This is a genomic window from Nocardia coubleae NBRC 108252 (assembly GCF_001612805.1).
Lineage (GTDB): Bacteria > Actinomycetota > Actinomycetes > Mycobacteriales > Mycobacteriaceae > Nocardia > Nocardia coubleae.
Genome location: NZ_BDBD01000025.1, coordinates 1 through 22,938, shown reverse-complemented (window position 1 = coordinate 22,938; position 22,938 = coordinate 1). Strand labels below are relative to the sequence as shown.

The window sequence follows — 22,938 nt, the reverse complement described above, 5'->3', positions numbered from 1 at the left end:
GAGGCCCCACCGGGTCATGGCGAAGGACTACGCGAATGCGGTGGAGCAGAGCTGTCGGTGTATTGCTCGCGGCGGCGATATGGCAGTCGGCGCCCGGGCCCGCACAGGCCGACCCGTCGATCATGCGCTCCCGGCTTCGATTTCGACCTCACAGCCATAACGGATGCGGTAGTGCAGTTCCTCGACGCGGTCCACATGCTCCATGAAGACCAACCGCTCCACTTCACCGCGGTGCGCGGTACCTCTGAGAGGACGGCTGATCGCCCGATCAGGAGACCTACCGAACTTCCGGACGCTAGTTGGTGCCGACACCCAGGCCCCGGCGGGGTGATGGCCGGACAGGGGCGGACGAGCTAGCGTCGAGAGGCGTGATGTCTGTGACGCTGCTCGACTCGCCCCTGTCGACCGCATCGTCCGCTCGACAGATGTGGTCACGGTTGCCTGCACGTGCGGTGGTCGGCGTGGCCGCCGCGTTGATCATCGCCCAGCTGGTTCTGCGGGGCTGGGTGGCGTTCTCCGGGTTCTTTTACTGGGACGATTTCATCCTTATCGGACAGGTGAGCAGATACCCCCTGTGGTCGGCGGAGTTGCTGCTGACCAGCCACGACGGGCACGTGATGCCGTTGGCGATCGCGTTGACCTGGCTGGTGACGAAGGCGGCGCCGCTGAGCTGGCCCGTTGCGGCGGCGGTGCTCGTCGGGTTGCAACTGCTCGCCTCGCTCGCGGTGCTACGGCTGCTCGTCGTGCTGATGGGGTGGCGGGCGCGGCTGCTCGGTCCGCTGCTGTTCTACCTGTTCGTGCCCTTGACCGTGCCCGCGTTCGCCTGGTGGGCGGCGGCGGTGAACGCCTTGCCGTTGCAGATCGCGCTGGCCTGGGTGAGCGCGGATGCCGTCATGCTCGCGCGGACGGGTAGGCGCCGGTACGCGGTATCGGGTGCCTTCGTCTTCGCCGTGGCCTTGCTGTCGTTCGAGAAGTCGGTCGTCGTGCTTCCGGTGGCGTGCGTGGTGGTCGCGTTGTCGGCGCATGTCGCGGGGCGACCGTGGCGCGATGCGGTTCGTCGCGGGGGAGCGCTCTGGGTGGCGGGCGGTGCCGTTCTGCTCGCCTGGGCCGCTGTGTTCCTGCTGGTCATCCAGCGCCCGCGCGGGCTGACCGGGCCCGAAGATCCCGGCGCGCTGCTCAGCCGGGCGCTGTCGGACGGACTGGTCCCCGCCTTGTTCGGTGGTCCATGGCGATGGGAGCGGTGGCAACCGGCCACGCCCTGGGCCGACCCACCAGGCCTGGCCGTACTCATCTGCTGGCTACTGCTGATCCCGTTGGCGGCGTGGACAATTCGCTCCCGGGCGCGGGTGACTGCGGTCTGGTTGTGCGCTGCGGCCTACGCCATCGCGACCATAGCCCCGGTGATTGTGCTGCGCGACGGGCCCGGCACCGCCGCCCTGCTGCTCCAGTCCATGCGCTACTTCGCCGACTTCGCCGTGATCGCCACAATCGGCCTTGCGCTGATTCTGCAGGCACGGCGTTCCGCTGCCGCGCGGGAAGGTTCGTCACCCGACCGTCGCGGGTCCGACACGTCGGACGCTCGCCCACGCACCGCAGGCATGTTGCCGCGCAGCCGTTTCCGGTGCAGGACCGGCTCGATCGGAGGATCCCAGCCGAGCGAACGCCTGCGAACCGGCCCGACATCGCGCATCCCGAGAGACCTGCCCACCTCGACGCTTTTCGCGATACCTGCCGTCCTATTCCTGCTGAGCAGCGTCATCTCCACGATCACCTTCACCCGATCGTGGGAACCGAGCCCGGCGCGCACCTATATCACCGGCGTGCGCGCCACCCTCCCCGCGGCGGCGGACGCCCCGCTGCTGCCGCAAGAAGTCCCCTGGAATGTCTTGAACCCGTTGGCTTTCCCCCAGAACATGACCGACCACGTGCTCGCTCCGATCGCGACGCCGACTACCTTCGCCGCAGCCACCCCGAGGCTGCGGATGATCACCGACACCGGCGAGATCGTCGACGCGCACGTCTGGTGGAACCGCGCCATCACCCCCGGGCCGGAACCACAATGCGGCCACCGAGTGCGCGGAAGTACGTCGATCCCTTTGGACGGCCCCATGCAGATCCGCGACTGGACCGCCCAGATCAACTATTTCGCCGACCGTGACGGCCGGATCGCGGTGTCCTTCGAAGGCGACACCGAAACCGTCGCCGACGTGCGACAGGGCCTGAACACGGTGTACGTCCGGCTGCTCGGCGGCGGCGACGCCCTGCGGGTCAGGCCGCTCGAGCCTGAACAGTCGCTGTGTGTGGGGGTGGGACCGGTCGGCGTCGCCGCCTTCCCGCGCTGACCGACTACCCAGGATTCATGGCGCCCCGCGCAGGCATTTCTTGCCGAGTTGCGCGGCGGCCGGCACGAACGGGATGCCGCTACCCCCCGAGGCCACAACGACGTGGTCGCCCCGACCGCAGCGGCGACTCTGATCCGACTCGCCGGGTGCGCCGAAGCCGACGCTGGGCATCGCGACCGATCAGCAATCGTTGCCCGGGCGTGCCGCCGCGTGCCGTGCGATGCTGACTCCATGAGGCAGTTTCGGGTGTGGGCGCCGGAGGCGAGCGCGATGCGACTGCAACTCGAGGGGGTGGTCCGCCCCATGCGCCGCAACGGCGGCGGCTGGTGGTCGGTGCGGGCCGACGCCGACCAGGGCGCGGAGTACGGCTTCCTCATCGACGACGACCCGGCGGTGCTGCCCGACCCGCGCTCACCGCGTCAGCCCAACGGCGTCCACGCCCTGTCCGCCGTCCACGACCTCGACACCTCCGTCTGGACCGATCAGTCCTGGACCGGCAGGCAACTGGCCGGCTCGGTGTTCTACGAACTGCACATCGGCACCTTCACCCCGGACGGCACCTTCGACGCCGCGATCGAACACCTCGACCATCTGGTCGAACTCGGCGTCACCACCGTGGAACTCATGCCGGTGAACGCCTTCGACGGCACCCACAACTGGGGTTACGACGGTGTGCTCTGGTACGCGGTGCAGGAAACCTACGGCGGCCCCGACGGCCTGCAACGTTTCGTCGACGCCTGCCACGCCCGAGGTCTCGCGGTCTGCCTCGACGTGGTCTACAACCATCTCGGCCCCTCCGGCAATTACGTCCCACGCTTCGGGCCCTACCTCACCACCGGCCGCAACACCTGGGGCCAGAGCGTGAACCTGGACGGCCCCGGCTCCGATGCCGTGCGCCGCCACATCATCGACAACGCCCTGCGCTGGTTGCGCGACTTCCACATCGATGCCCTGCGTCTCGACGCCGTCCACGCGCTCGTCGACCACACCGCCACCCACCTGCTCGAAGAACTCGTCGTCGAAACCACCGCGCTCTCAGCGCATCTGGGCCGCCCGCTCACCCTCATCGCCGAAAGCGACCTCAACGACCCGCGCCTGATCACCCCGCGCGCGGCAGGTGGCTACGGCCTCACCGGTCAGTGGAACGACGACCTCCACCACGCCGTGCACACCGCCGTCTCCGGCGAAAGACAGGGCTACTACGCCGATTTCGGCTCACTGGCCTGCCTGGCCCAAACCCTCACCCACGGGTTCTTCCACGCCGCAACCTATTCCAGCTTCCGTGGCCGAACCCACGGCATCCCGATCCGCCGCGACCTGATCCCCGGCAGCGCCCTGCTCGGCTACACCTGCAACCACGACCAGATCGGCAACCGCGCCCTCGGCGACCGCCCGAGCGACTACCTCACCCCCGGCCAGCTGGCGGTGAAAGCGGCTCTCGTGCTGCTGTCCGCGAGCACGCCGATGCTGTTCATGGGTGAGGAATGGGGCGCGCGCACCCCGTTCCAGTTCTTCACCTCCCACACCGACCCAGTCATCGGCGCCGCGACCGCCGACGGCCGCCGCGCGGAGTTCGCCGCACACGGCTGGGCCACCGACGACGTCCCCGATCCCCAGGATCCCGCCACCTTCACCCGCTCGAAACTCGACTGGACCGAACGCGGCCGTGAACCGCACGCCCGGCTACTGGCCTGCTATCGCGCCCTGCTCGCCCTGCGCAAGTCGAGGCCGGAGTTCGGTGATCCCTGGCTGGAACGGGTCTGGGCCGACTACGACGAGAGCGCCCGCTGGTTCGTGCTGCGACGCGGTCGGATCTCGGTGGTGTGCAACCTGTCCGAGGACGAGGCGGTTATCCCGGTGTACGGCCGGGTGCTGCTGGCGTGGGCACCGGCGACAGAAAACGAAGGGGGAACTCTTGTTTCGGGTCACAGTTTCGTCGTGCTCGAAGAGGGGGAGGGTACGGGGACCGTGGTCACCGACTGATCTCAGGCGGCCACAGCTCGGCCACGGTGCACGGTAGGTCGTTGCCGAAGCGACATAACGGTCGTACGGTTGAGCAATGAGCAACGAGGCTTACGGGCAGGACAGTGCTGCCCTTCCGACCGGTGTGGGCGGTTATGCGCCGGCCGGTTTCGGTCCGCTGGTGCGCGCTTTCGCCGCCCTGATCGGACATCGGCGCGACGCGGGCGGCGCCATCGCGATCTACCGGCACGGCGAACCCCTGGCACACCTGTGGACCGGCAGCGCGGGCGATCAGCCCTGGTCGGCGAACACCGGTTCGATCGTCTTCTCCGCGACCAAGGGTGTCACCGCCACCGTCATCCACCGTCTCGCCGACCGCGGGCTCCTGGACTACCAGGCACCGGTCGCCGAGTACTGGCCTCGCTTCGCAGCGCACGGCAAGGGCGCGATCACCGTGGCCGACGTGCTCACCCACCGTTCCGGGCTGTCGTCGCTGTCCCCGATCGCCGACAGCGCCCAGGAACTGCTCGACCACGAGCTGATGGAAGACCGGCTGGCCATGGCCAAGCCCGACCGGCTGCTCGGCGTCCCTACCTACCATGCGCTCACCTACGGCTGGCTGCTGGCGGGTATCGCGCGCTCGGTCACCGGCCGCAGCATGAGCGACCTCATCCGCACCGAGGTCACCGACCCGCTCGGTGTCGAGGGCTTCCACCTGGGCCGTCCGGTGGCGGGTTCGTCGACCGAGTACGCCCGCCTCGCGGGCACCCACCTGCGCCTGGCCGGGCACCCGGTGGCCGCGGGCTTCCTCAACCGCGTGGGCTTCCGCATCCCCGGCGCGCTCGGCGCTGCGGCGCGCTGCCTGTATCTGACCGGCCTCAACGGCATTCTCGACGGTGAGGACCCGCCGATCCTCGACACCGAGATGCCCGCGGGCAACGGCGTCGCCACCGCTGCCGGACTCGCCCAGCTCTACGCGGGCCTGGCCGACGGCGTCACCCTCGACGGGTCGCCGTTCCTGCGCCCCGAAACGCACAAGCTCATCCGGCGCGTGCAGACCTACCGTCTCGACCACGCCCTGTTCTACATGCCGATGATGTGGCATCTGGGCTACCACTCGATGCCGGCGCCCGGTGCGCACACGGCCTTCGGTCACATCGGTCTCGGCGGGTCGTTCGGCTGGGTCGACCCGCGCTCGGGTCTGTCGGTCGGCTTCGTCCACAACCGCCTCGACCAGGCCCTGCTGGCCTACGACCAGTTCGCCATGGGCTGGCTGCTGCCGCTGGTGATGTCGGGCGTGCGCGCCACCCGCGACCGCGGGCAGCGCATCGACCGGGCCGCCGCCTAGTCGCCGCCGCCCTTGCCGGTTACTCGGCGAGGGCGCCGGCGAGGTCCGATTCACGGTCTTCGCGTACGGATATGGCGGCCGGTGGCTTGCTCTGCGGGATGAACACCGCGACCACAGCCGCCAGCGCGATGGCGCCCGCGGCCAGCCAGAACGCGGTGGTGAAGCCCGAATCCGCGGGCAGCGCCGTCCCGGCGACGACACTGCCCGCCAGCACGGTGGCCGCGACCTGCGACCCGATCGATGACCCCACCGACCGGATCAGCGCGTTGACGCCGGTGCTCTCGGCGGTCTTCTCGGCGGGCACCGCGGACATGATCAGATTCGGCATGGCCGCCATCCCGAGGCCGATGCCGACGAACGTCACGACCGTGAACCCGATGACAGCTCCCTGGGAGCCGTGCGACAACGCCAGCGCCGCGAAGCCCGCGGCGGCGGTGAGCGCGCCGAGGACCAGCGGCACAGCGGCGCGAACCCGACCGACGAGACGCCCGGCGACGACCGCGGCCGCCAGCATGGCGATCGAACCGGGGATCATCAGCAGACCCGACCCGGTGGCGTCCATGCCGAAGCCGTACTCGCCGGTGTCGGGTGTCTGGGCGAGCTGGGGGATGAGCGAGAACACCGCGAACATGCCCGCGCCGAACAGCAGCATGGCGATATTGGTGATCAGCACGGTCGGACGCCGCAGCACGTGCATGTCGATCAGCGGTTCGCTGATGCGGGTCTCGAAGGCGACGAAACCGATCAGGACCACCAGGCCGCCGAGGTTGAGGGCGAGGGTGCGCGCATCGGTCCAGCCCCACGTCGAGCCGCGGCTCAGCGCGAGCAGCGGCATGGTGAGGCCGATGCTGAGCAGCGCGATGCCTGCGAAGTCGATCCGCGTGGGCGTCGGGATCGACCGCTCCGGCACCCGCAGCACGCCGACCAGCGCGATCGCCGACATGATGGCGCCCGACCAGAAGACCCACTGCCAGGACAGGTGATCGATCAGCAGGCCGCCGATGAGCAAGCCGCCGCCCGCGCCGATCCCGGCCAGCGCCGAGATGAGACCCAGTGCGCCGCCGCGCTTCTCAGCGGGAAATGTGTCGCCGATGATGCCGTAGCACAGCGGAAAGATACCGCCGCCCGCTCCCTGGACGACCCTCGCGGCCACGAGCACCCAGATCGAGGGTGCCAACGCCGCGGCCACGCTGCCGAGCGCGAAAAGGCCGAGCGCGATGACGAGCAGCTTCTTCTTGCCGTACATGTCACCGAGGCGGCCGAAGACCGGGGTGAGGATCGCGGCCGAGATCAGGTAGGCGGTGAGCACCCATCCGACATCTGCCGTGCTCGCGTGCAGTTCGTGGCCGAGGATCATGATGCCGGGCACGATCGCGGTCTGGGCGAGCGCGAACGCGGCGGCGGCCAGGGCGAGGAACACGAGATTGGTGCCGAGTCCCCCCGAGTCGTGCGGGGCTTCGGACTCTCGGGTCGTCTGATCGATCATGGGAGCTCACGCCTCCGTGTGGTTCCGCGCAGTAAGTGGACCTTGCAGTCCGTATCGAGAACTATACTGGACCCTGGAGTCCGTTTATTGAAGAGGGTGAGGCTGTGACTGCCATGAACGTCCGATTCGGCACAATCGCAGGGTGACTGCTCCCGAGTGCGACCCGACGACCGACCATGACGTCGACTGGTCCACCAAGCGATCCGATGCCAGGCGCAATCACGAGCGCGTGGTGGCGGCGGCCGTCGAAGTGTTCGCCGAACACGGCATCGAAGCCACGATTCCGCAGGTCGCCGCTCGTGCGGGCGTCGGCAAGGCGACCGTGTACCGCAGCTTTCCGACCAAAGACGCGCTGGTGCAGGCGGTGGCGCAGTATCAGCGCGCCTGGTTCTACCGCCGTGGCCTCGCCGCCCTGGACCAGCTGAACGCCGGCGGTGACCCGTTGACGATCCTGCGCGACCTGCTCGCCGAAACCGTCGAACGCCTCGCCAACGACCGGGCCCTCGCCGAAGCCCTGCCCGAGACCGAGAAGCCGTCGCCCGCGCGGGGCGAGGAATCGTTGGAGTCGATCATCCTCGCGGGCCAGCGGCAAGGGGTGATCCGCGAGGACGTCACGGCCAGACACGTGCGCGTACTGCTCGGTGGTGTCGCGGGCAGTCTGTTCCGCCAGCAGGAACGCGACCCCGAGCAGTGGCGGATCTACGGCGAGCTGATCTTCAACGCCGTGAAGAAAGCCTGACCGGGCTCACTAGGTGAGGTAGCGGTACGCGGGCGAGCCCGGCTCCAGGCGTTCCGCCTGGATCGGCGACTCCTCGATGCGGTGCAGCAGCGAGGCCAGGTCGTCGGTGGCACCGAGCTCGATGCCGACCAGCGCCGCCCCGGTCTCGCGGTTGTTGCGCTTGACGTACTCGAACATGGTGATGTCGTCGTCGGGCCCGAGGACGTCGTCGAGGAAGCGGCGCAGCGCACCCGGTTCCTGTGGGAAGTCCACCAGGAAGTAGTGCTTGAGCCCGCGGTGCACCAGGGACCGTTCGATGATCTCGCCGTAGCGCGACACATCGTTGTTCCCGCCCGACACCAGCGCCACCACGGTGGAGCCCGGGTCGATATCGATCTCGGCCAGCGCCGCCGTCGCGAGCGCGCCCGCGGGCTCGGCGATGATGCCCTCGTTCTGGTACAGGTCGAGCATCGCCGTGCAGATGGCGCCCTCGTCGACCTGCATCATCCGGAAAGACGCTGTGCCGGTGGGGGATTCGGTGGTGGTGAGCAGCGGGAGCGAGGCGTGCGACACGACCCGGCCACCGAACGACGCCGCCGCTTGATAAGGCAGGTCACCGATACGGCGCACGGCGGCGCCGTCGACGAACGGGTCGATCTCGGGCAGGGTCACCGGACCGCTCGCCACCAGCGCCGCCGTCATCGAGGCCGCGCCCGCCGGTTCCACACCGAGCAGACCGGCGCCCGGTGCGCGCTCGCGCAGGTAGGTGCCGATGCCGGCGAGACAGCCGCCGCCGCCGACCGGCACGACGACGAGATCCGGTGCGGTACCGAGTTGTTCGAGGAATTCGGCGGCGATGGTGCCCTGGCCCGCCGCGGTGCGCGGGTCGTCGAACGGGGGAACCATGGTCGCGCCCGTGCGGGCCACGTCGTCGGCGGCGGCCGCGGCGGCCGCGTCGTAGGTCTCGCCGACCGCGATCAGTTCGACGAACTCGCCGCCGTGCACGCGGATGCGGTCACGCTTCTGCTTGGGGGTGGTCGTCGGGACGTAGATGCGTCCGCGCACGCCCATCGCCTGGCAGGCGAAGGCCACGCCCTGCGCGTGGTTGCCCGCGCTGGCCGCGACCACACCGGCGGCGCGTTCGGCGTCGGTGAGCTGCACCATCAGGTTGTAGGCGCCGCGCAGCTTGTAGGAGCGCACGGCGGTGAGGTCTTCGCGCTTGAGGTACACCTGCGCGCCGGTGCTCGCCGACAGGCGGGGGCTGTACTGCAGGGGTGTCGGCTCGATGATGTCGGAAATTCGCTGCGCGGCCACATCGATCTCGTCCGCGGTGAGCGGCGGACGGGTCAGGGAAACTTCGGCGACGTCAACGGTGGAGGACACCCGACAATGCTACCGAGGCAGCCACGGGTGTCCGGCGTCGGCGGGTCGGTCAGCGGGGCGTCAGCACGAAGACCGGAATCTCGCGGTCGGTCTTCTTCTGATATTCGGCGTAATCGGGCCAGACCTGCACCGCGCGGTCCCACCACAGCGCCTTCTCCTCGCCGAAGACCTCGCGCGCGGTGTAGTCCTTGTTGACTGTGCCGTCGCGCAGTTCGACGTGCGGTTCGGCCTTGATGTTGTAGTACCAGACGGGGTGTTTCGGGGCGCCGCCCAGCGAGGCCACCACGGCGTACTCGCCGTCGTGTTCGACGCGCATCAGTGGTGTCTTGCGCAGCTTGCCGGTCTTCGCGCCCTTGGTGGTGAGCAGGATGACCGGTTTGCCTTGCAACGAGGTGGCCTCGGCACCGCCGGAGGCCTCATAGGCCTCCGCCTGCTCGCGCGCCCAATCGGAAGTGCTCGGTGCGTACTCTCCTGTCAGTGGCATGACCAGCACAACGACGGTTCCGCCTGTGATGTTCCCGACCTCACCCGACGGTGAGGTTTCGGTGGACCGAACTCTTGTTTGCGCCTATCCTGTGTGCATGGCAGTGGTGACCCCATCGACAGCATCCGCGACGGTCGACGTCGCCGGCATCGCGTGGCCGGTCTACAAGCTCGAGGCGCTGGTCGCCGGGCTCGTGGTCGCCGCGCTGCTCCTGCTCGTCGTCGGATCGCCGCAGGTCGCCGTGCTCGCCGCCGCATCGGTCGCGGCTCTTCGCTGGGTCGTCGGCGCCGCGAGCACACCTTCCCGCAGCTGACCGGTCACTCGAGGTCGAGCGCGCTCAGTTCGCCGCGCGACACCACACCGAGTTTCGGATAGGCCTTGTACAGGTGATGCCCGACCGTGCGATGACTCAGGAACAACCGCGCGGCGATCTCCCGATTCGACAGTCCTTGCGCGGCCAACCGGACGATTTGTGATTCCTGTGGTGTGAGCAGGCTCAACGGTCCGTCGTCGGCCCGGGCGGTTGTCCCCACGCCCAGGGCGCTCAACTCGGTTCGTGCTCGTTCGAGCCATGGCGTGGCACCGAGCCGATCGAAGACGTCGGCACATTGCTCGAGCTGCGAGCGCGCATCTACCTTGCGTTTGTCCCGGCGGAGCCATTCGCCGTAGAGGAGGCGGGTCCTGGCCTCCTCGAAAGGCCGGTTGCCGACGAGGGCGGTGCGGAAATGCGGTTCGGGATCCTCGGCCAGCAGCGCCCGCCCACGTGCCGCCAAGGCGGCGATCCACTGCTGCTCGGCACGCTCCGACCACTCGATGAGCCTGGTCAGGGCTTCGTCCGCACGGTCGGTGGCGCCGAGGCGGACGGCGACTTCGATCTGATCCGGCAGCGTGCGCAGGCCGATCACGTGGTGACGCGCGGGTTCGATCGTCATATGTTCGAGTTCGGCCTGCGCCCGGTCGAGCTTGCCGTCGCCGAGCGCGAGCAGTCCCCGAGCCGCGTGGGCCCAGGACGCCCCGACCGCCATCGGCCCGCCGAGTTGATCGGCTACCGCCTGCTCCGCCTCGGTGTGGCAGCGCTGCTCGTCACCGTGCAGCGCCGCCAAGTAGGCGAGGAAGGCATGCAGCTGACTGACCCACTGCGCCTGCCCGATATCGCGGGCGATCCCCAGCCCTTCCTCGGCGGCGACCCGGCTCTCCCGTGGCCGTCCACCGAACAGCTGGCATTCGGCACGGAAGAACAGCAGCGGCGCGAGCAGGGCGATGCGCCCCTGCTCCCGGCACTCGACGACGAGTTCGGCGGCCACCTCGTCGACCTGGTCGTCCTGTCCGACGACGAGCCCACTACCGCACAGCTGCACCAGGTCGGCGGGGCTGTCGGCGCCTGCCGCGCGCGCGGCGTCGACGACGGCACGCAGGTCGGTGGTGCGCCTGCCCGACACCGAGCCGGTCAGATAGCGCGCGATCGGCGTGGCCGGGTCGTCCTCCGCCAACCGCAACGTCGTCAGGAACCCGGCCACCTCGTCGAGCTCGGCGGGACCGAGATACCAGGCGGTGTGCACCGCCCTTGTCAGGATGCGGGCAGCGGTTCCCGGGTCGTCCCTGCGCGCCGCACGGGCCGCCGACATGAAGCGCCGATGCGCGGAAGAAGGTGTACCCGAAGCGAACTCGGCTTGCGCCCGCACCAGCTCGAGCCGCTGCTCGTACTCGCCACCACCGGCAAGGGCGGCCGCGCGCTCGGCCAAGCGCGCAGCCTGCTCGGTGAGCCCGGCCTCGGTAGCCGTCTCGGCGGCCAGCACCAGCCGTCGCACCCGCGCCGCACTGTCGACGCTCAGCGCCGCCGCCCGCTCGTACGCCGCGACCGCCCCGTGAAAGCCATTGCGTCGACGCGCCCGATCGGCGGTGTTCTCCAGCGCGGCGGCGGTCTCCTCGTCGGGCCCTGTTGCCGCGCAGGCAGAATGCCAGGCGCGCAGGTCGGCGTCGTTGTCGTCGAGGACTGCCGATGCGTAAGCGTCGGCGAGTGCGCGATGGGCGGCGAGCCGCTGAGACAGCGCCGCTCCCTGGTAGACCGCCGCGCGCAGCAACGGGTGGTGCCAGCTGAGCCGTCCGCCGTCGAGGTCGACCATGCCCGCGTCCTTTGCCGGTTGCAGGTCCGGCAGGTCCGCCCCGAGGGTGGTGGCGGCACGCAGCACTCGTCCGATCTCCGCCGCGCCCGCCGCGGCGGCGACCAGGAGAACGGTGCGCGTGGTGGCCGGGAGCCGGGCGATACGGCTGTGGAAGGCCAGTTGCAACCGCTGGGTCAGGGGGAGCGGGTTCGCCGCATCCACGACGCCCTCACCGACAACCAACGGAAGTTCCAGCAGGGCAAGGGGATTCCCGCCCGACTCGGTGAGCAGACGGTAACGGGTGGCCGGTGGCAACCGGGTCGCGCCCGCATCGAGCAGTGCTGCGGCAGCCTCGGGCGCGAGACCCGACAGGGTGAGCTCCGGCAGCCCGGGCGCCGGGAAATCGCCGGGACCGGTGCGCGTGGCGAACAACATCACCACCCCCTCGGCATCGAGCCGGCGGGCGGCGAACAGCAGCGCGTCGGCGGTGGCCTGGTCCAGCCAGTGCGCGTCGTCGACGATGCACAGCAGCGGGCCGTCGGCGGCTTCCTCGGCCAACAGCGTCAGCACCGCGAGGCCGATGAGCATCCGGTCGGCCGGTGCGTGCTCACCGAGGCCGAAGGCCGCCTCGAGTGCGTCGCGTTGGCGGGGTGGCAACTGCCCGACCAGTTCCATGCCCGGTTTCACCAGCAGATGTAATGCGGCGAAGGGCAATTCGGCCTCGGATTCGATACCCGCGCTTCGTGCCGTCGGAAGGCCCTGTGCCGCAGCGTAATCCAGCAACGCGGACTTTCCGATTCCCGCCTCGCCGCGGATCACGAGGGCCGCGCTGCGCCCGGCACGCGCACCGGCGAGCAGGTCGTCGAGCATGGCCTGTTCGGCGTCGCGTCCGTGCAGCATGTGCTCAACCGTATCGCCGTACCGGCGATGACAGTAGCCGCGTCGCGAAAGTACCTATTGGCGACTGATTCGCCGACCCCCACTCGACCCATAACGTTGGTGTCATCGCAGAAACAACGAGCGAAACACCAGCTCAGAGACTATTTCGGAGGTCGAGATGAACACCGTCGTCGCGCAGTACCTGGAAGCCTGGAACACTCGCGAGCCCGGCGCCCGCCGCTCCGCCGTCGCCCGGCTGTTCACCCCGCAGGTCGGCTACGTCGACCCGATGGTCGCGGTGAACGGACACGCCGAACTCGAAGCCGCCATCGCCGGCGTGCAGACCCAGTTCCCCGACTGGACCTTCCGGCTGGCCGGCCCGGTCGACGCCCACCACGACCAGGTCCGCTTCACCTGGGGCCTCGGCCCCGCCGACGGTGACGCCGTGGTGATCGGCTTCGACGTCGCCGTCCTCGTCGACGGCCGCATCGACCGCGTCTACGGCTTCCTCGACCACGTTCCCGCCGCCGCCTGAAACCCCTTCACACACCAGGAGATCCGCCATGACCACCGTCACCCGCCCCGGCCGCCTGTCCGCCCTGCTCACCTCGGGTGAGAACCTGCTCCGCCTGTCGCTGCGCACCGACGCCGTCGTCACCGGCGCCAACGGCATCGCCTACCTCGCCCTCGCGGGCCCGCTCGAGCGTCTGCTCGGCCTCGACACCACCGCGAGCCTGGCGATCGGCGCCTTCCTCACCGCCTACGGCCTGGCCGTCGCCGTCATCGGTGCCAGGTCGCCGATCAACCGGCCAGCCGCGGCCGGTGTCGCGATCGGCAACGCCGCCTGGGTGTTCGCCAGTCTCGCCGCGGTCGTCACCGGCGCCCTGAATCTGACGACGGTCGGCGCCGTGTGGGCCGTGATGCAGGCGATGACGGTCGGCGCCTTCGCCGCCCTGCAATACCTGGGCCTGCGACGCTGAACGGACGCGGGATCGCCGAGGCGGTCCCGCGTTTCTCAGCGCACCAGCAGCGCGACCGGCAACCGGGTGAACAACGTGTCCAGCCGCACGGTGCCCGCATAGGTGTTGCCGGTCAACCTGTCGGTCCAGGTGCCTTCGGGCAGGGGCAGGGTGGTGTCGGTCCACCCCGTCGCGGCCAACCCGACCGAATGCCGGGTGGCCGCGACGATCACCTCGGGCGCCTCCCCGGCGGGCCCGCGCCCATAGGCGACGAGCCGGTGCGCGTGCTCACCGACCGCGTAGAACGGCCGGTACATCCCGCCGACGAAGCATTCCGGCCGCTCCCGCCGCAACCACAGCGCATAGGCGACCACCCACATCTTCGCCGCCCCCGTGGTGTCGAGAGTCGGTGTGTCGGTGAGGGATTGGAGCATCCCCGCCCGCACCGCGAAGTTCACCGGCCGCCGGTTGTCGGGGTCGACCAGCGAGTCCTCCCACACCTCGGTGCCCTGATAGATGTCCGGAATCCCCGGCGCACACAGCTGGAGCAGCTTCTGCGACACCGCGTCCGACCAGGCATGCGGTGCCAGCTCGTGCGCCAGATCGCCGATCCCGGTGCCGACCGGCCCGTCGATCACCGCGTCGAGCCAGGCGTGCACCGCCGACTCGAACTGCGCGTCGGGTTCCTCCCACGACGTCTTGGTCCCCGCCTCCCGGATCGACTTCTCCGCGAACAGATGCAACCGGTCACGCAGCCCCGGCACCGACGAAGCGGGCCGGCCGTCGGCAGGCCACACCCCGAACATGTTCTGCAACAGGAACAATGCTGTGGCACCGTCGGGCGCCGGTGTGGTTTCGAGCCAGCCGCGCACCCGCTCCGACCAGAGCTCGGCCACCTGCGAGAGCACACCGATCCGGGCGCGCACATCCTCGCCGCGCTTGGTGTCGTGCGTCGACAGCGCGGTCATGGTCGCCGGCCAGCGCTGCGAGCGCTCACTGTTGGACAGGTGGAAATCGTTGACCGAGTGGCCGAAGCGCGCCGGGTTCCCACCCACCTCCTGCAGCGACACCAGCCGTGCACCCTGATAGAACATGGTGTCCTCCACCGCTTTCGCGGTGATCGCCCCGCACACCTGGTTGAACCGCGTCGCCGCCTCCCCGCCCACGGCCAGCGCCGTCACCAGCACCGACAGCGGCGCCGTGAGCTCGGCATTGCGCTTCTCCACCTCCGCGACCACCGCCGCGGTCATCCCGGCCAGCGGCGCGTAATCCACCCGGTACACGGGCATGAACGCCAGCACCTCGATGGTCGCGTTGCTCACGGCGAGGGTGTCGAAACTGCCCGCGTTGCCGTCACGTTTGATCGCGGCGACCAGCCGCCGGATCTCCGGGGCCAGAATGGTTTCGGCGACCGCCCGTTTGATCCGGTGCTCGGTCTCACCGAACCAGGCGCGATCGCTGCCGTGCCCGGCCACCTGTTGTGACAGCTCGGTGAGCGCGGGTTCACCGGCCGGATCGATGAGCACCCCGCCCACGTCGGCCAGTGCGTCGTAACCCGTGGTGCCGTCGATCGGCAGAGTGGCGTCGAGCGGTTCGCGATTGGCAAGGATCTTCTCGACCAGCAGCAACCGCTTGGGCCCGATCAGACGACGCAATCGCGTGAGATACGCACTCGGATAGGCCAATCCGTCCGGATGGTCCACCCGGACACCGTCGATCAGGTCGTGTTCGCACCAGGCGGCCAGCTCCCGGTGCGTCGCCTCGAACACCTCCGGGTCCTCCTGGCGGACGGCGGCCAGGCTGTTCACCGCGAAGAACCGTCGATAGGTGCACACCCCGGCCTTCCAGCTCACCAGCCGGTAGTGCTGGCGGTCGTGGATGCGCAGCGCGTTGTCGCCGTCGGTGCCGGGCGCGATCGGGAACCGCAGATCGTGCAGCGCGAGCATGGGTTCGGGACCGGACCGGTCGACGGTGAGCGCGGCCGGGTCGTTCTCGTTCTGCAGCACCGGCAGCGCCAGCCGCCCACCCGCACCGTTGCTCGGACTCCAGTCGATGTCGAAGTACTTGGCGTACGGCGACTTCCGGCCCAGCCGCAGCACATCCCACCACCACGGATTCTGCTGCGGATCGCCGACTCCCACGTGGTTGGGCACCAGATCGACGATCAAACCCATTCCGCGACTGCGCACCTCGTCCGACAGTGCCTTGAGTCCGGCAGGCCCGCCGAGCGCGGCCGACACCGTGGTCGGATCGGTGACGTCGTACCCGTGCGTCGACCCGTGCGCGGCGGTCAGGATCGGGGACAGGTATAGATGCGAAATCCCCAGCTGCTGCAGGTATTCGGCAATCGCCCGGGCATCGCCGAAGGTGAGCGCGTCGGGACGCAACTGGAGGCGGTAGGTGCTGCGCACCGTGCTCGGGCGGATCGGCGCGCGGTGCAGCCGGGTCAGGGGATCGGTCACGTAGGTCTCGGTCATCGTCTCGCTAGGCGGTTCGGCGCAATACGAGCAGGCAGCGGCTGGGCACGGGCAGCACCGTCGCCGCCGCATGAACGGCTTCGGCGGCACCGGTGGGGGTCGAACAATCCAGGGCGAGCGCCCATTCGGCGCCGAACTCCGGCCCGGGCAGCACGAAATCGAGCGCTTCGTCGTGCGCATTGAAGCACAGCAGGAACGAGTCGTCGCTGATCCGTTCCCCGCGCGGGCCGGGCTCGGGGATGCCGTCGCCGTCGAGCAGCACGGCGAGGGACTTGCCGAATCCGCTGTGCCAGTCGTCGGTGGTCATCTCCGCGCCGGCGGGCGTGAACCAGGCGATCTCGCGGCGATGCCCCTCGCCGTCGGCCGGACCGGGGGCGAGGAAGCGGCGGCGCCGGAAGATCGGATGCTCGGTACGCAAGGCGATCACCGAGCGGGTGAATTCGAGCAGGTCCGCGTTCTGCTGCGCCAGCGACCAATCCATCCACGCCAGCGGCGAGTCCTGGCAGTACACATTGTTGTTGCCGAGCTGGGTGCGGCCCATCTCGTCACCGTGGGCCAGCATCGGGGTGCCCTGGCTCAGGATCAGCGTGGCCAGCAGATTGCGCTGCTGACGCGCCCGCAGTGCCTCCACCTCGGGGTCGTCGGTCGGCCCTTCCGCACCGCAGTTCCACGAGCGGTTGTGGCTTTCGCCGTCGCGGTTGCCCTCGCCGTTGGCCTCGTTGTGTTTCTCGTTGTAGGACACCAGGTCCCGCAAGGTGAACCCGTCGTGCGCGGTGACGAAGTTGATGCTCGCGCCGGGCCGTCGACCGGTCGGCTCGTACAGATCCGACGACCCGGTGAGCCGCGAGGCGAACTCACCCAGTGTCGCCGGTTCACCACGCCAATAGTCGCGCACCGTGTCGCGGTACTTGCCGTTCCATTCGGTCCACAAGCTGGGGAAGTTGCCCACCTGGTAGCCACCCTCGCCCACGTCCCACGGCTCGGCGATGAGCTTCACCTGACTCACCACCGGATCCTGGTGCACCAGGTCGAAGAACGCGGAAAGCCTGTCCACATCGTGCAATTCACGCGCGAGCGTCGCGGCGAGGTCGAAGCGGAAGCCGTCGACGTGCATATCGAGAATCCAGTAGCGCAGCGAATCCATGATGAGCTGCAGGGTGTGCGGATGACGCACATTGAGGCTGTTGCCGGTACCGGTGAAATCCTTGTAGTGCTCGGGGTTGTCGTCGTCGAGCCGGTAGTAGGCGGCATTGTCGATACCGCGCAGGCTCAGGATCGGCCCCAGATGGTTGCCCTCGCCGGTGTGGTTGTAGACCACGTCGAGAATCACCTCGATGCCCTCGGCGTGCATCGCCCGCACCATCGCCTTGAACTCGGCGACCGCGGCGTCCCCGGTGCGGCGGGAGGCGTACTCGTTGTGCGGGGCCAGATACCCGATGCTGTTGTAGCCCCAGTAGTTTCGCAGTCCCTGATCGGTCAGCACGTGATCGTGGAAGAACTGGTGCACCGGCATCAGCTCGATCGCCGTGACACCGAGCGCTTTCAGATGCCCGATGATCGCCGGATGCGCCAGGCCGGCATAGGTGCCGCGGAGTTCGTCGGGGATGTCGGGGTGCGTCATGGTCATGCCCTTGACGTGCGCCTCGTAGATCACCGTCTCGTGGTACGGCCGATTCGGCGGCCGGTCGTTGCCCCAATCGAAGAAGGGGTTGATGACCACCCCGGTCATGGTGTGGCCCAGCGAATCCAGGCCGTAGGTGTAGAGCGAGGGATCGTTGACGAACTCGCCGTCGAAGGCCTTGCCGTACGGGTCGAGCAGCAGTTTGCCCGGATCGCAGCGCAGGCCGAGCTCGGGCTCGTAGGGCCCGTGGACCCGGAATCCATAGCGCTGACCGGGAACGACCGAGGGGAGATAGGCGTGCCAGACGTACCCGTCCACCTCGTCCAGATCCACCCGCGTCTCGGACCCGTCCTCGCCGATCAGGCACAGCTCCACCCGGGTGGCCACCTCGGAGAACACCGAGAAGTTCGTGCCCCCGCCGTCGTAGGTGGCGCCGAGCGGGTAGGCCGTGCCCGGCCACACGCTCAGCGGCGTCACCTCACCGGTTCGGTCGTTGGGGCTCGACATGCTACGACAGTAGAGGAATCCGCGTGCTGACCGCGCGTGCTCGCGCTGGGTGCTGCGTCACCCCGCCATCAACCGCCGCGCGTAGCCCGTGCGCCGGGCCAGCGCGGCGAGCCCGCCGAAAACCCACCGTTGCAGCAGCGCGGGCGGACCGGCCAGGTAGCCGTCCTGGTACTCCCACAGCAGCGCGAGCGCCAACGGATTGCGGGGCAATCGCTGCTCGGTGGTCTTGTTCGCATTGTCCAGCCCGCTCCAGAACTCGAACATCTCCCAGTGCCGCAGCGGCGGCCGGATCACGTGGTCCATCACCGTGCCCTCGGCCTCGTTCCAAAATTCGTGCACGGCACGCGGCGGTGCGGTGACGGTGTCGCCCGGTCCGGCGACGACGTCGGCGCCATCGATGCGGAAGCGCACCCGCCCGCTGCGGATCGTCCACGTCTCGCTGATCTCGGGATGCCAGTGCGGGCCCGCCTGCCTGCCGGTGCGCGGCAGCTCGTGCTCGAGCCGGAGATAGGCGCCGTGCTCGTCGGCGCCGCGGTCGACGAGCGTGACCCGATGCCCGTTGCGGAAGGTGAGGACGGTGCCGGTGCGTGCCATATCCAAGATATAAAGGTAACCTTCCTATATGTCAAGGTCTACGCTGCTGAAACTCCTGGTCCAGGCCACCGATGCCTACGAACGGGAACTCGACAACGCCCTGCGCACAAGCCTCGGTACCGAACTGCGACCCGCCCACTACGCGGTCTTCCGCTATCTGGCGCCGAACGGCTCGCGGGTGACCGCCCTGGCCGAGTCGGCCGGGATGACCCAGCAGTCGATGGGGGAGCTGGTCACCCACCTCGAACGCTGTGGTTATGTCGAGCGCATCGCTGATCCCGCCGACAAACGCGCACGCCTGATCGTGCCGACGGCGAAAGGCCGCGATGCCCTTGCCGTGGCCGCGCGGGAGATCCGGCGCATCGAGGCCGCCGTCGCCGGCGAGCTGGGCGCCGACGCGCTCGGCGATGTCCGCGCGGCCCTGGCCCGGATTCCCGGTGCGGTCGCGAGTCTGTCCGCCGTCGGCGACAGGTGATAACTTGAACAGTGTTCAAGGCCGTCGCAGGCGGCACCGGGCAACGACGAGGACACGCTGTGGACCTGACCCCCGAGCAGATCACCGCCCTGGACGCCGACCATGTCTGGCATCCCTACGGCGGTTTCCCGGCTACCACCGAACCGCTGGTGGTGGCGAGCGCGGCGGGCACCCGGCTCACCCTGGCCGACGGCCGTGAACTCGTCGACGGAATGAGCTCCTGGTGGGCGGCCGTGCACGGCTACCGGCATCCCGTGCTCGACGAAGCTCTCTTCGCGCAGTCGCAGCGGATGAGTCACGTGATGTTCGGTGGGCTCACCCACGAACCGGCCGCCCGCCTCGCACAGCTACTCGTCGAGATCACTCCCGCGGGCCTGGACAAGGTGTTCGTCTGCGACTCCGGCTCGGTCTCGGTGGAAGTGGCCGCGAAGATGTGTCTGCAGTACTGGCGGGCGCTCGGCCGTCCGGCCAAGAACCGCCTGCTGACCTGGCGCGGCGGCTACCACGGCGACACCTTCACGCCGATGAGCGTCTGCGATCCCGAGGGCGGCATGCATGCGCTGTGGACCGATGTCCTCACCGATCAGGTCTTCGTGCCCGCCCCGCCTCGCGAATTCACCCAGGACTACGTCGCCGAACTCGAACACGCGATCCACACCCATCGCGACGAGGTGGCCGCCGTCATCGTCGAGCCCGTCGTGCAGGGGGCGGGCGGTATGCGCTGGCACGATCCGCGCTACCTCACCGAGCTGCGCCGCATCTGCGACGCCAACGACGTGCTGCTCGTCTTCGACGAGATCGCCACGGGTTTCGGCCGCACCGGCGCGCTCTTCGCCGCCGACCACGCCGGGGTCGCCCCGGACGTCATGTGCGTGGGCAAGGCGCTGACCGGCGGCTATCTCACCCTCGCCGCCGCGCTGTGCACCACCCGCATCGCCGAAACCATCAGCGCCGCGCACGGCGGTCTGATGCACGGGCCGACCTTCATGGGCAACCCACTGGCGTGCGCGGTCGCGGTGGCCTCGATCGAACTGCTGCGCTCGCGTGATTGGCGCGGTGAGGTCGCACGGATCGAAAGCGAGCTGCGCGAAGGTCTCGCGCCGATCGCCGAGCTGCCGGGGGTGGTCGACGTGCGTGTGCTCGGGGCCATCGGCGTCGTCGAACTCGCCGAACCCGTCGACATGCGCGCAGCCACCGACGCCGCTGTCGACGCGGGTGCCTGGCTGCGTCCCTTTCGCAATCTCGTCTACACCATGCCGCCGTTCATCAGCAGCTCCGCCGATATCGCCTCCATCACCGGCGCCGTGCACGCGGCCGTGAAAGCCTCGATCCGATGACCGGCCTGAACGGTGTTCAAGTATCCTCCTCAGCTGTGACTACGGATCCGTTGAGCTGGCTGGACGAACGCGCCACCGCGCGCACCGCCGCCGGGCTGCGCAGGCACCTGCGCGTGCGCGAACCCGAGCAGGCGAGCATCGACCTCGCCTCCAACGACTACCTCGGCCTGGTACGTCACCCGGAAGTGATCGAGGGCGCGATCGCCGCGGTCCGCCGCTGGGGCGCAGGTTCCACCGGTTCGCGGCTGGTCACCGGAACCACCGCCGAACACGAGCTCCTGGAAACCGAACTGGCCGAATTCGTCGGCGCCGAAGCGGGTTTGGTCTTCGCCTCCGGCTACGCCGCCAACCTGGGTGTGGTGACCGCCCTGGCCGGGCGCGACAGCTTCATCGTCTCCGACGCGGGCAGTCACGCCTCACTCGTCGATGCGTGCAGGCTCTCCCGTGCCCGGATCGCCGTCGCGCCGCACCGCGATGTCGCCGCCGTCGACCGGCTGCTGGCCGAACGCGTCGAGGAGCGGGCGCTCGTCCTCACCGACTCGGTCTTCAGCGCCGATGGCGACCTGGCGCCGCTGGCCGACCTGCACCGGGTCACCCGGGCCAACGGCGCGGTCCTCGTCGTCGACGAAGCCCACGGACTCGGCGTTCGCGGGGCGGGCGGCAGGGGATTGGTGCACGAAGTGGGCTTGGCGGGTCAACCCGACCTCGTCATCACCGCCACCCTGTCGAAGGCGTTCGCCGCCCAGGGCGGAGTAGTGCTCGCCGACAACAGGATTCGTGCCCATCTCATCGATGCCGCCCGCACGTTCATCTTCGACACCGGTCTGGCACCGGCTGCCGTCGGCGCTGCCCGCGCGGCGCTTTCGCTGCTGCGCCGTGACCCGGCCATGGCCAGCCGTGTGCTGGACCGCGCGGCGGACATCGCTCGCGTCGCGGGCGTGCCCGAACCGACCTCGGCCGTTGTCTCGGTCGTTCTCGGCGACGCCCAACGCGCCTTCGACGCCGCTCAGGCGTGCCAAGCGCGCGGGCTCGAAGTCGGCTGTTTCCGTCCGCCGTCGGTCCCCGAGGGAACCTCGCGCCTGCGGCTCACCGCCCGAGCCGATCTCACCGCCGCCGAGCTGGGCACCATCGCCGAAGTGCTCGGCGAAGTCCTGGCCGAGGCACGTGGGGACGCGCTGGTCGTCTGACGGGCCCGAAGCTGGGCAGGAAGGGAACGGATCGGTGATGAACCGAGGATTGGTGAGGTAGCGAGATGGGTGTTCTTCTGATCAGCGGCACGTCGACCGATGTCGGAAAGACCGTGGCCACGGCCGCGGTGGCCGCCGCCGCGTCGGCCGAGGGCCGGACGGTCGCGGTGTGTAAACCAGCCCAGACCGGCATCGCGCCCGGCGAACCCGGCGACCTCGCCGATGTCACCCGCCTGACCGGCGTCACCCGCACCCTCGAGCTGGCTCGCTACCCCGAACCGCTCGCCCCCGACACCGCCGCCCGCCGGGCAGGCATGCCCATGCTGACACTCGCGGAGACGGTCGCGGGTATCGAAACTCTCGCCGACGCCGACCTGGTACTCGTCGAAGGGGCGGGCGGGCTGCTGGTCCGGATGGGGGAGTTCACCCTGCTCGACCTCGCCGAGAAACTCGGCGCCCCCGTTCTGGTCGTCGCTGCCGCCGGCCTCGGCACCCTCAATCACAGCGAACTCACCACAAGAACCCTTGCTGCCGCGGGAGTGCGCTGCGCCGGGCTCGTCATCGGCGCCTGGCCCGATGAACCCGACCTCGCTTCCGAATGCAACCGCGACGATCTGCCCCGGATCACCGGAACACCGTTGCTCGGCGCCATCCCCGCAGGGGTGGGACAGTGGGACCGCGACCGGTTCACCGGTGCGGCTCCGGGCTGGTTCGACCAAGATCTGAAAAACCTGCTCTGACCAGCCGATTTGACTTCGTGTTTGGCGGCACGTAACTTAGTTCGAGTCAGAGCGACACGGACACCGACTCAGCCCCGCTGAGACACGAGGTAGGACGCTGAGCGCCTGACTGATTGCGTGTTCAGGGCTTGACCGGATTTGCGTCCGGCGGGTTGCTTGGACTACAGTACGAACCCTTGCCTCACGGAAACCTCGACTGATCGTCGGGTCGGAAGTGTGTGCGTGTGTTCTTTGAGAACTCAATAGTGTGTCGATGAATGTCAGTGCCAATATTATTATTGGTTCCGGCCTCGCATACCCCCCGGTTGTTGAGGTCGGACATTTGAACAACAGCAAA

General features: G+C 69.1%; 18 protein-coding genes. 11 read left to right on the top strand and 7 right to left on the bottom strand.

Going from position 1 to position 22,938, the window contains the following annotated elements; translation table 11 throughout:
• Positions 1 to 371: 371 nt before the first annotated feature.
• From NCO8_RS25290 to NCO8_RS25280, 3 genes are all read left to right on the top strand, one after another.
• The gene (locus tag NCO8_RS25290) at positions 372 to 2,342 is read left to right on the top strand and encodes a hypothetical protein (protein WP_067642808.1); all 1,971 of its coding nucleotides are present in this window, start codon (positions 372 to 374) and stop codon (positions 2,340 to 2,342) included.
• A 231-nt stretch (positions 2,343 to 2,573) separates the two neighbouring features.
• Positions 2,574 to 4,325, top strand: coding sequence for a malto-oligosyltrehalose trehalohydrolase (gene treZ, locus NCO8_RS25285; protein WP_067642805.1), 1,752 nt, complete (start codon positions 2,574 to 2,576; stop codon positions 4,323 to 4,325).
• A 76-nt stretch (positions 4,326 to 4,401) separates the two neighbouring features.
• Positions 4,402 to 5,652: a serine hydrolase domain-containing protein gene (locus tag NCO8_RS25280; protein ID WP_067642802.1), complete on the top strand. Its 1,251-nt coding sequence runs from the start codon at positions 4,402 to 4,404 to the stop codon at positions 5,650 to 5,652.
• Positions 5,653 to 5,671: 19 nt separating this feature from the next.
• On the opposite strand, the gene NCO8_RS25275 is transcribed toward NCO8_RS25280, so the two are convergent.
• Entirely contained in the window at positions 5,672 to 7,138 is a 1,467-nt protein-coding gene (locus tag NCO8_RS25275) for an MFS transporter (protein WP_084457464.1), read from the bottom strand.
• 142 nt (positions 7,139 to 7,280) lie between these two features.
• Between NCO8_RS25275 and NCO8_RS25270 the strand changes: the two genes are divergently transcribed.
• The gene (locus NCO8_RS25270) at positions 7,281 to 7,877 is read left to right on the top strand and encodes a TetR/AcrR family transcriptional regulator (protein WP_067642799.1); all 597 of its coding nucleotides are present in this window, start codon (positions 7,281 to 7,283) and stop codon (positions 7,875 to 7,877) included.
• A gap of 9 nt (positions 7,878 to 7,886) precedes the next feature.
• Here NCO8_RS25270 and ilvA read toward each other — a convergent pair whose 3' ends face one another.
• Positions 7,887 to 9,239, bottom strand: coding sequence for a threonine ammonia-lyase IlvA (ilvA, locus tag NCO8_RS25265; protein WP_067642796.1), 1,353 nt, complete (start codon positions 9,237 to 9,239; stop codon positions 7,887 to 7,889).
• Between the two features lie 49 nt (positions 9,240 to 9,288).
• Positions 9,289 to 9,723, bottom strand: a complete 435-nt coding sequence (locus NCO8_RS25260) for a nitroreductase family deazaflavin-dependent oxidoreductase (protein WP_067643242.1) — start codon at positions 9,721 to 9,723, stop codon at positions 9,289 to 9,291.
• Positions 9,724 to 9,820: 97 nt separating this feature from the next.
• On the opposite strand from NCO8_RS25260, the gene NCO8_RS25255 reads away from it, so the two are divergent.
• Positions 9,821 to 10,036 (top strand): hypothetical protein, encoded by a 216-nt coding sequence (locus tag NCO8_RS25255; protein ID WP_067642793.1) that lies wholly within the window; start codon positions 9,821 to 9,823, stop codon positions 10,034 to 10,036.
• A gap of 4 nt (positions 10,037 to 10,040) precedes the next feature.
• Here NCO8_RS25255 and NCO8_RS25250 read toward each other — a convergent pair whose 3' ends face one another.
• Positions 10,041 to 12,725: a helix-turn-helix transcriptional regulator gene (locus NCO8_RS25250; protein ID WP_067642790.1), complete on the bottom strand. Its 2,685-nt coding sequence runs from the start codon at positions 12,723 to 12,725 to the stop codon at positions 10,041 to 10,043.
• 157 nt (positions 12,726 to 12,882) lie between these two features.
• Between NCO8_RS25250 and NCO8_RS25245 the strand changes: the two genes are divergently transcribed.
• Both NCO8_RS25245 and NCO8_RS25240 read left to right on the top strand, forming a co-directional pair.
• Positions 12,883 to 13,239: a nuclear transport factor 2 family protein gene (locus tag NCO8_RS25245; protein WP_084457462.1), complete on the top strand. Its 357-nt coding sequence runs from the start codon at positions 12,883 to 12,885 to the stop codon at positions 13,237 to 13,239.
• A gap of 28 nt (positions 13,240 to 13,267) precedes the next feature.
• A complete protein-coding gene (locus tag NCO8_RS25240; protein WP_067642787.1) occupies positions 13,268 to 13,684 on the top strand; it encodes a hypothetical protein in 417 nt (138 codons plus the stop codon).
• A gap of 35 nt (positions 13,685 to 13,719) precedes the next feature.
• Here the strand turns inward: NCO8_RS25240 and treY are convergent, their stop codons facing one another.
• The 3 genes from treY to NCO8_RS25225 are packed head-to-tail and all read right to left on the bottom strand — an operon-like array spanning position 13,720 to position 18,862.
• Positions 13,720 to 16,140: a malto-oligosyltrehalose synthase gene (gene treY, locus NCO8_RS25235; RefSeq protein ID WP_174550363.1), complete on the bottom strand. Its 2,421-nt coding sequence runs from the start codon at positions 16,138 to 16,140 to the stop codon at positions 13,720 to 13,722.
• A gap of 7 nt (positions 16,141 to 16,147) precedes the next feature.
• Complete coding sequence (glgX, locus tag NCO8_RS25230) at positions 16,148 to 18,268, bottom strand: glycogen debranching protein GlgX (protein WP_067642784.1); 2,121 nt, start codon at positions 18,266 to 18,268, stop codon at positions 16,148 to 16,150.
• Positions 18,269 to 18,325: 57 nt separating this feature from the next.
• Positions 18,326 to 18,862 carry a cupin domain-containing protein gene (locus NCO8_RS25225; protein ID WP_067642781.1) on the bottom strand — a complete coding sequence of 179 codons (537 nt, stop codon included), beginning with the start codon at positions 18,860 to 18,862 and terminating at the stop codon, positions 18,326 to 18,328.
• Positions 18,863 to 18,890: 28 nt separating this feature from the next.
• Here NCO8_RS25225 and NCO8_RS25220 point away from each other — a divergent pair, with 28 nt between their 5' ends.
• The 4 genes from NCO8_RS25220 (at position 18,891) to bioD (ending at position 22,601) form a co-directional block, all read left to right on the top strand.
• The gene (locus NCO8_RS25220) at positions 18,891 to 19,337 is read left to right on the top strand and encodes a MarR family winged helix-turn-helix transcriptional regulator (protein WP_067642778.1); all 447 of its coding nucleotides are present in this window, start codon (positions 18,891 to 18,893) and stop codon (positions 19,335 to 19,337) included.
• Between the two features lie 59 nt (positions 19,338 to 19,396).
• A complete protein-coding gene (locus NCO8_RS25215; RefSeq protein ID WP_067642775.1) occupies positions 19,397 to 20,674 on the top strand; it encodes an adenosylmethionine--8-amino-7-oxononanoate transaminase in 1,278 nt (425 codons plus the stop codon).
• 35 nt (positions 20,675 to 20,709) lie between these two features.
• Positions 20,710 to 21,861: an 8-amino-7-oxononanoate synthase gene (locus tag NCO8_RS25210; RefSeq protein ID WP_245655492.1), complete on the top strand. Its 1,152-nt coding sequence runs from the start codon at positions 20,710 to 20,712 to the stop codon at positions 21,859 to 21,861.
• A 65-nt stretch (positions 21,862 to 21,926) separates the two neighbouring features.
• Complete coding sequence (gene bioD, locus NCO8_RS25205) at positions 21,927 to 22,601, top strand: dethiobiotin synthase (protein WP_067642769.1); 675 nt, start codon at positions 21,927 to 21,929, stop codon at positions 22,599 to 22,601.
• The last annotated feature ends 337 nt before the right edge of the window (positions 22,602 to 22,938 follow it).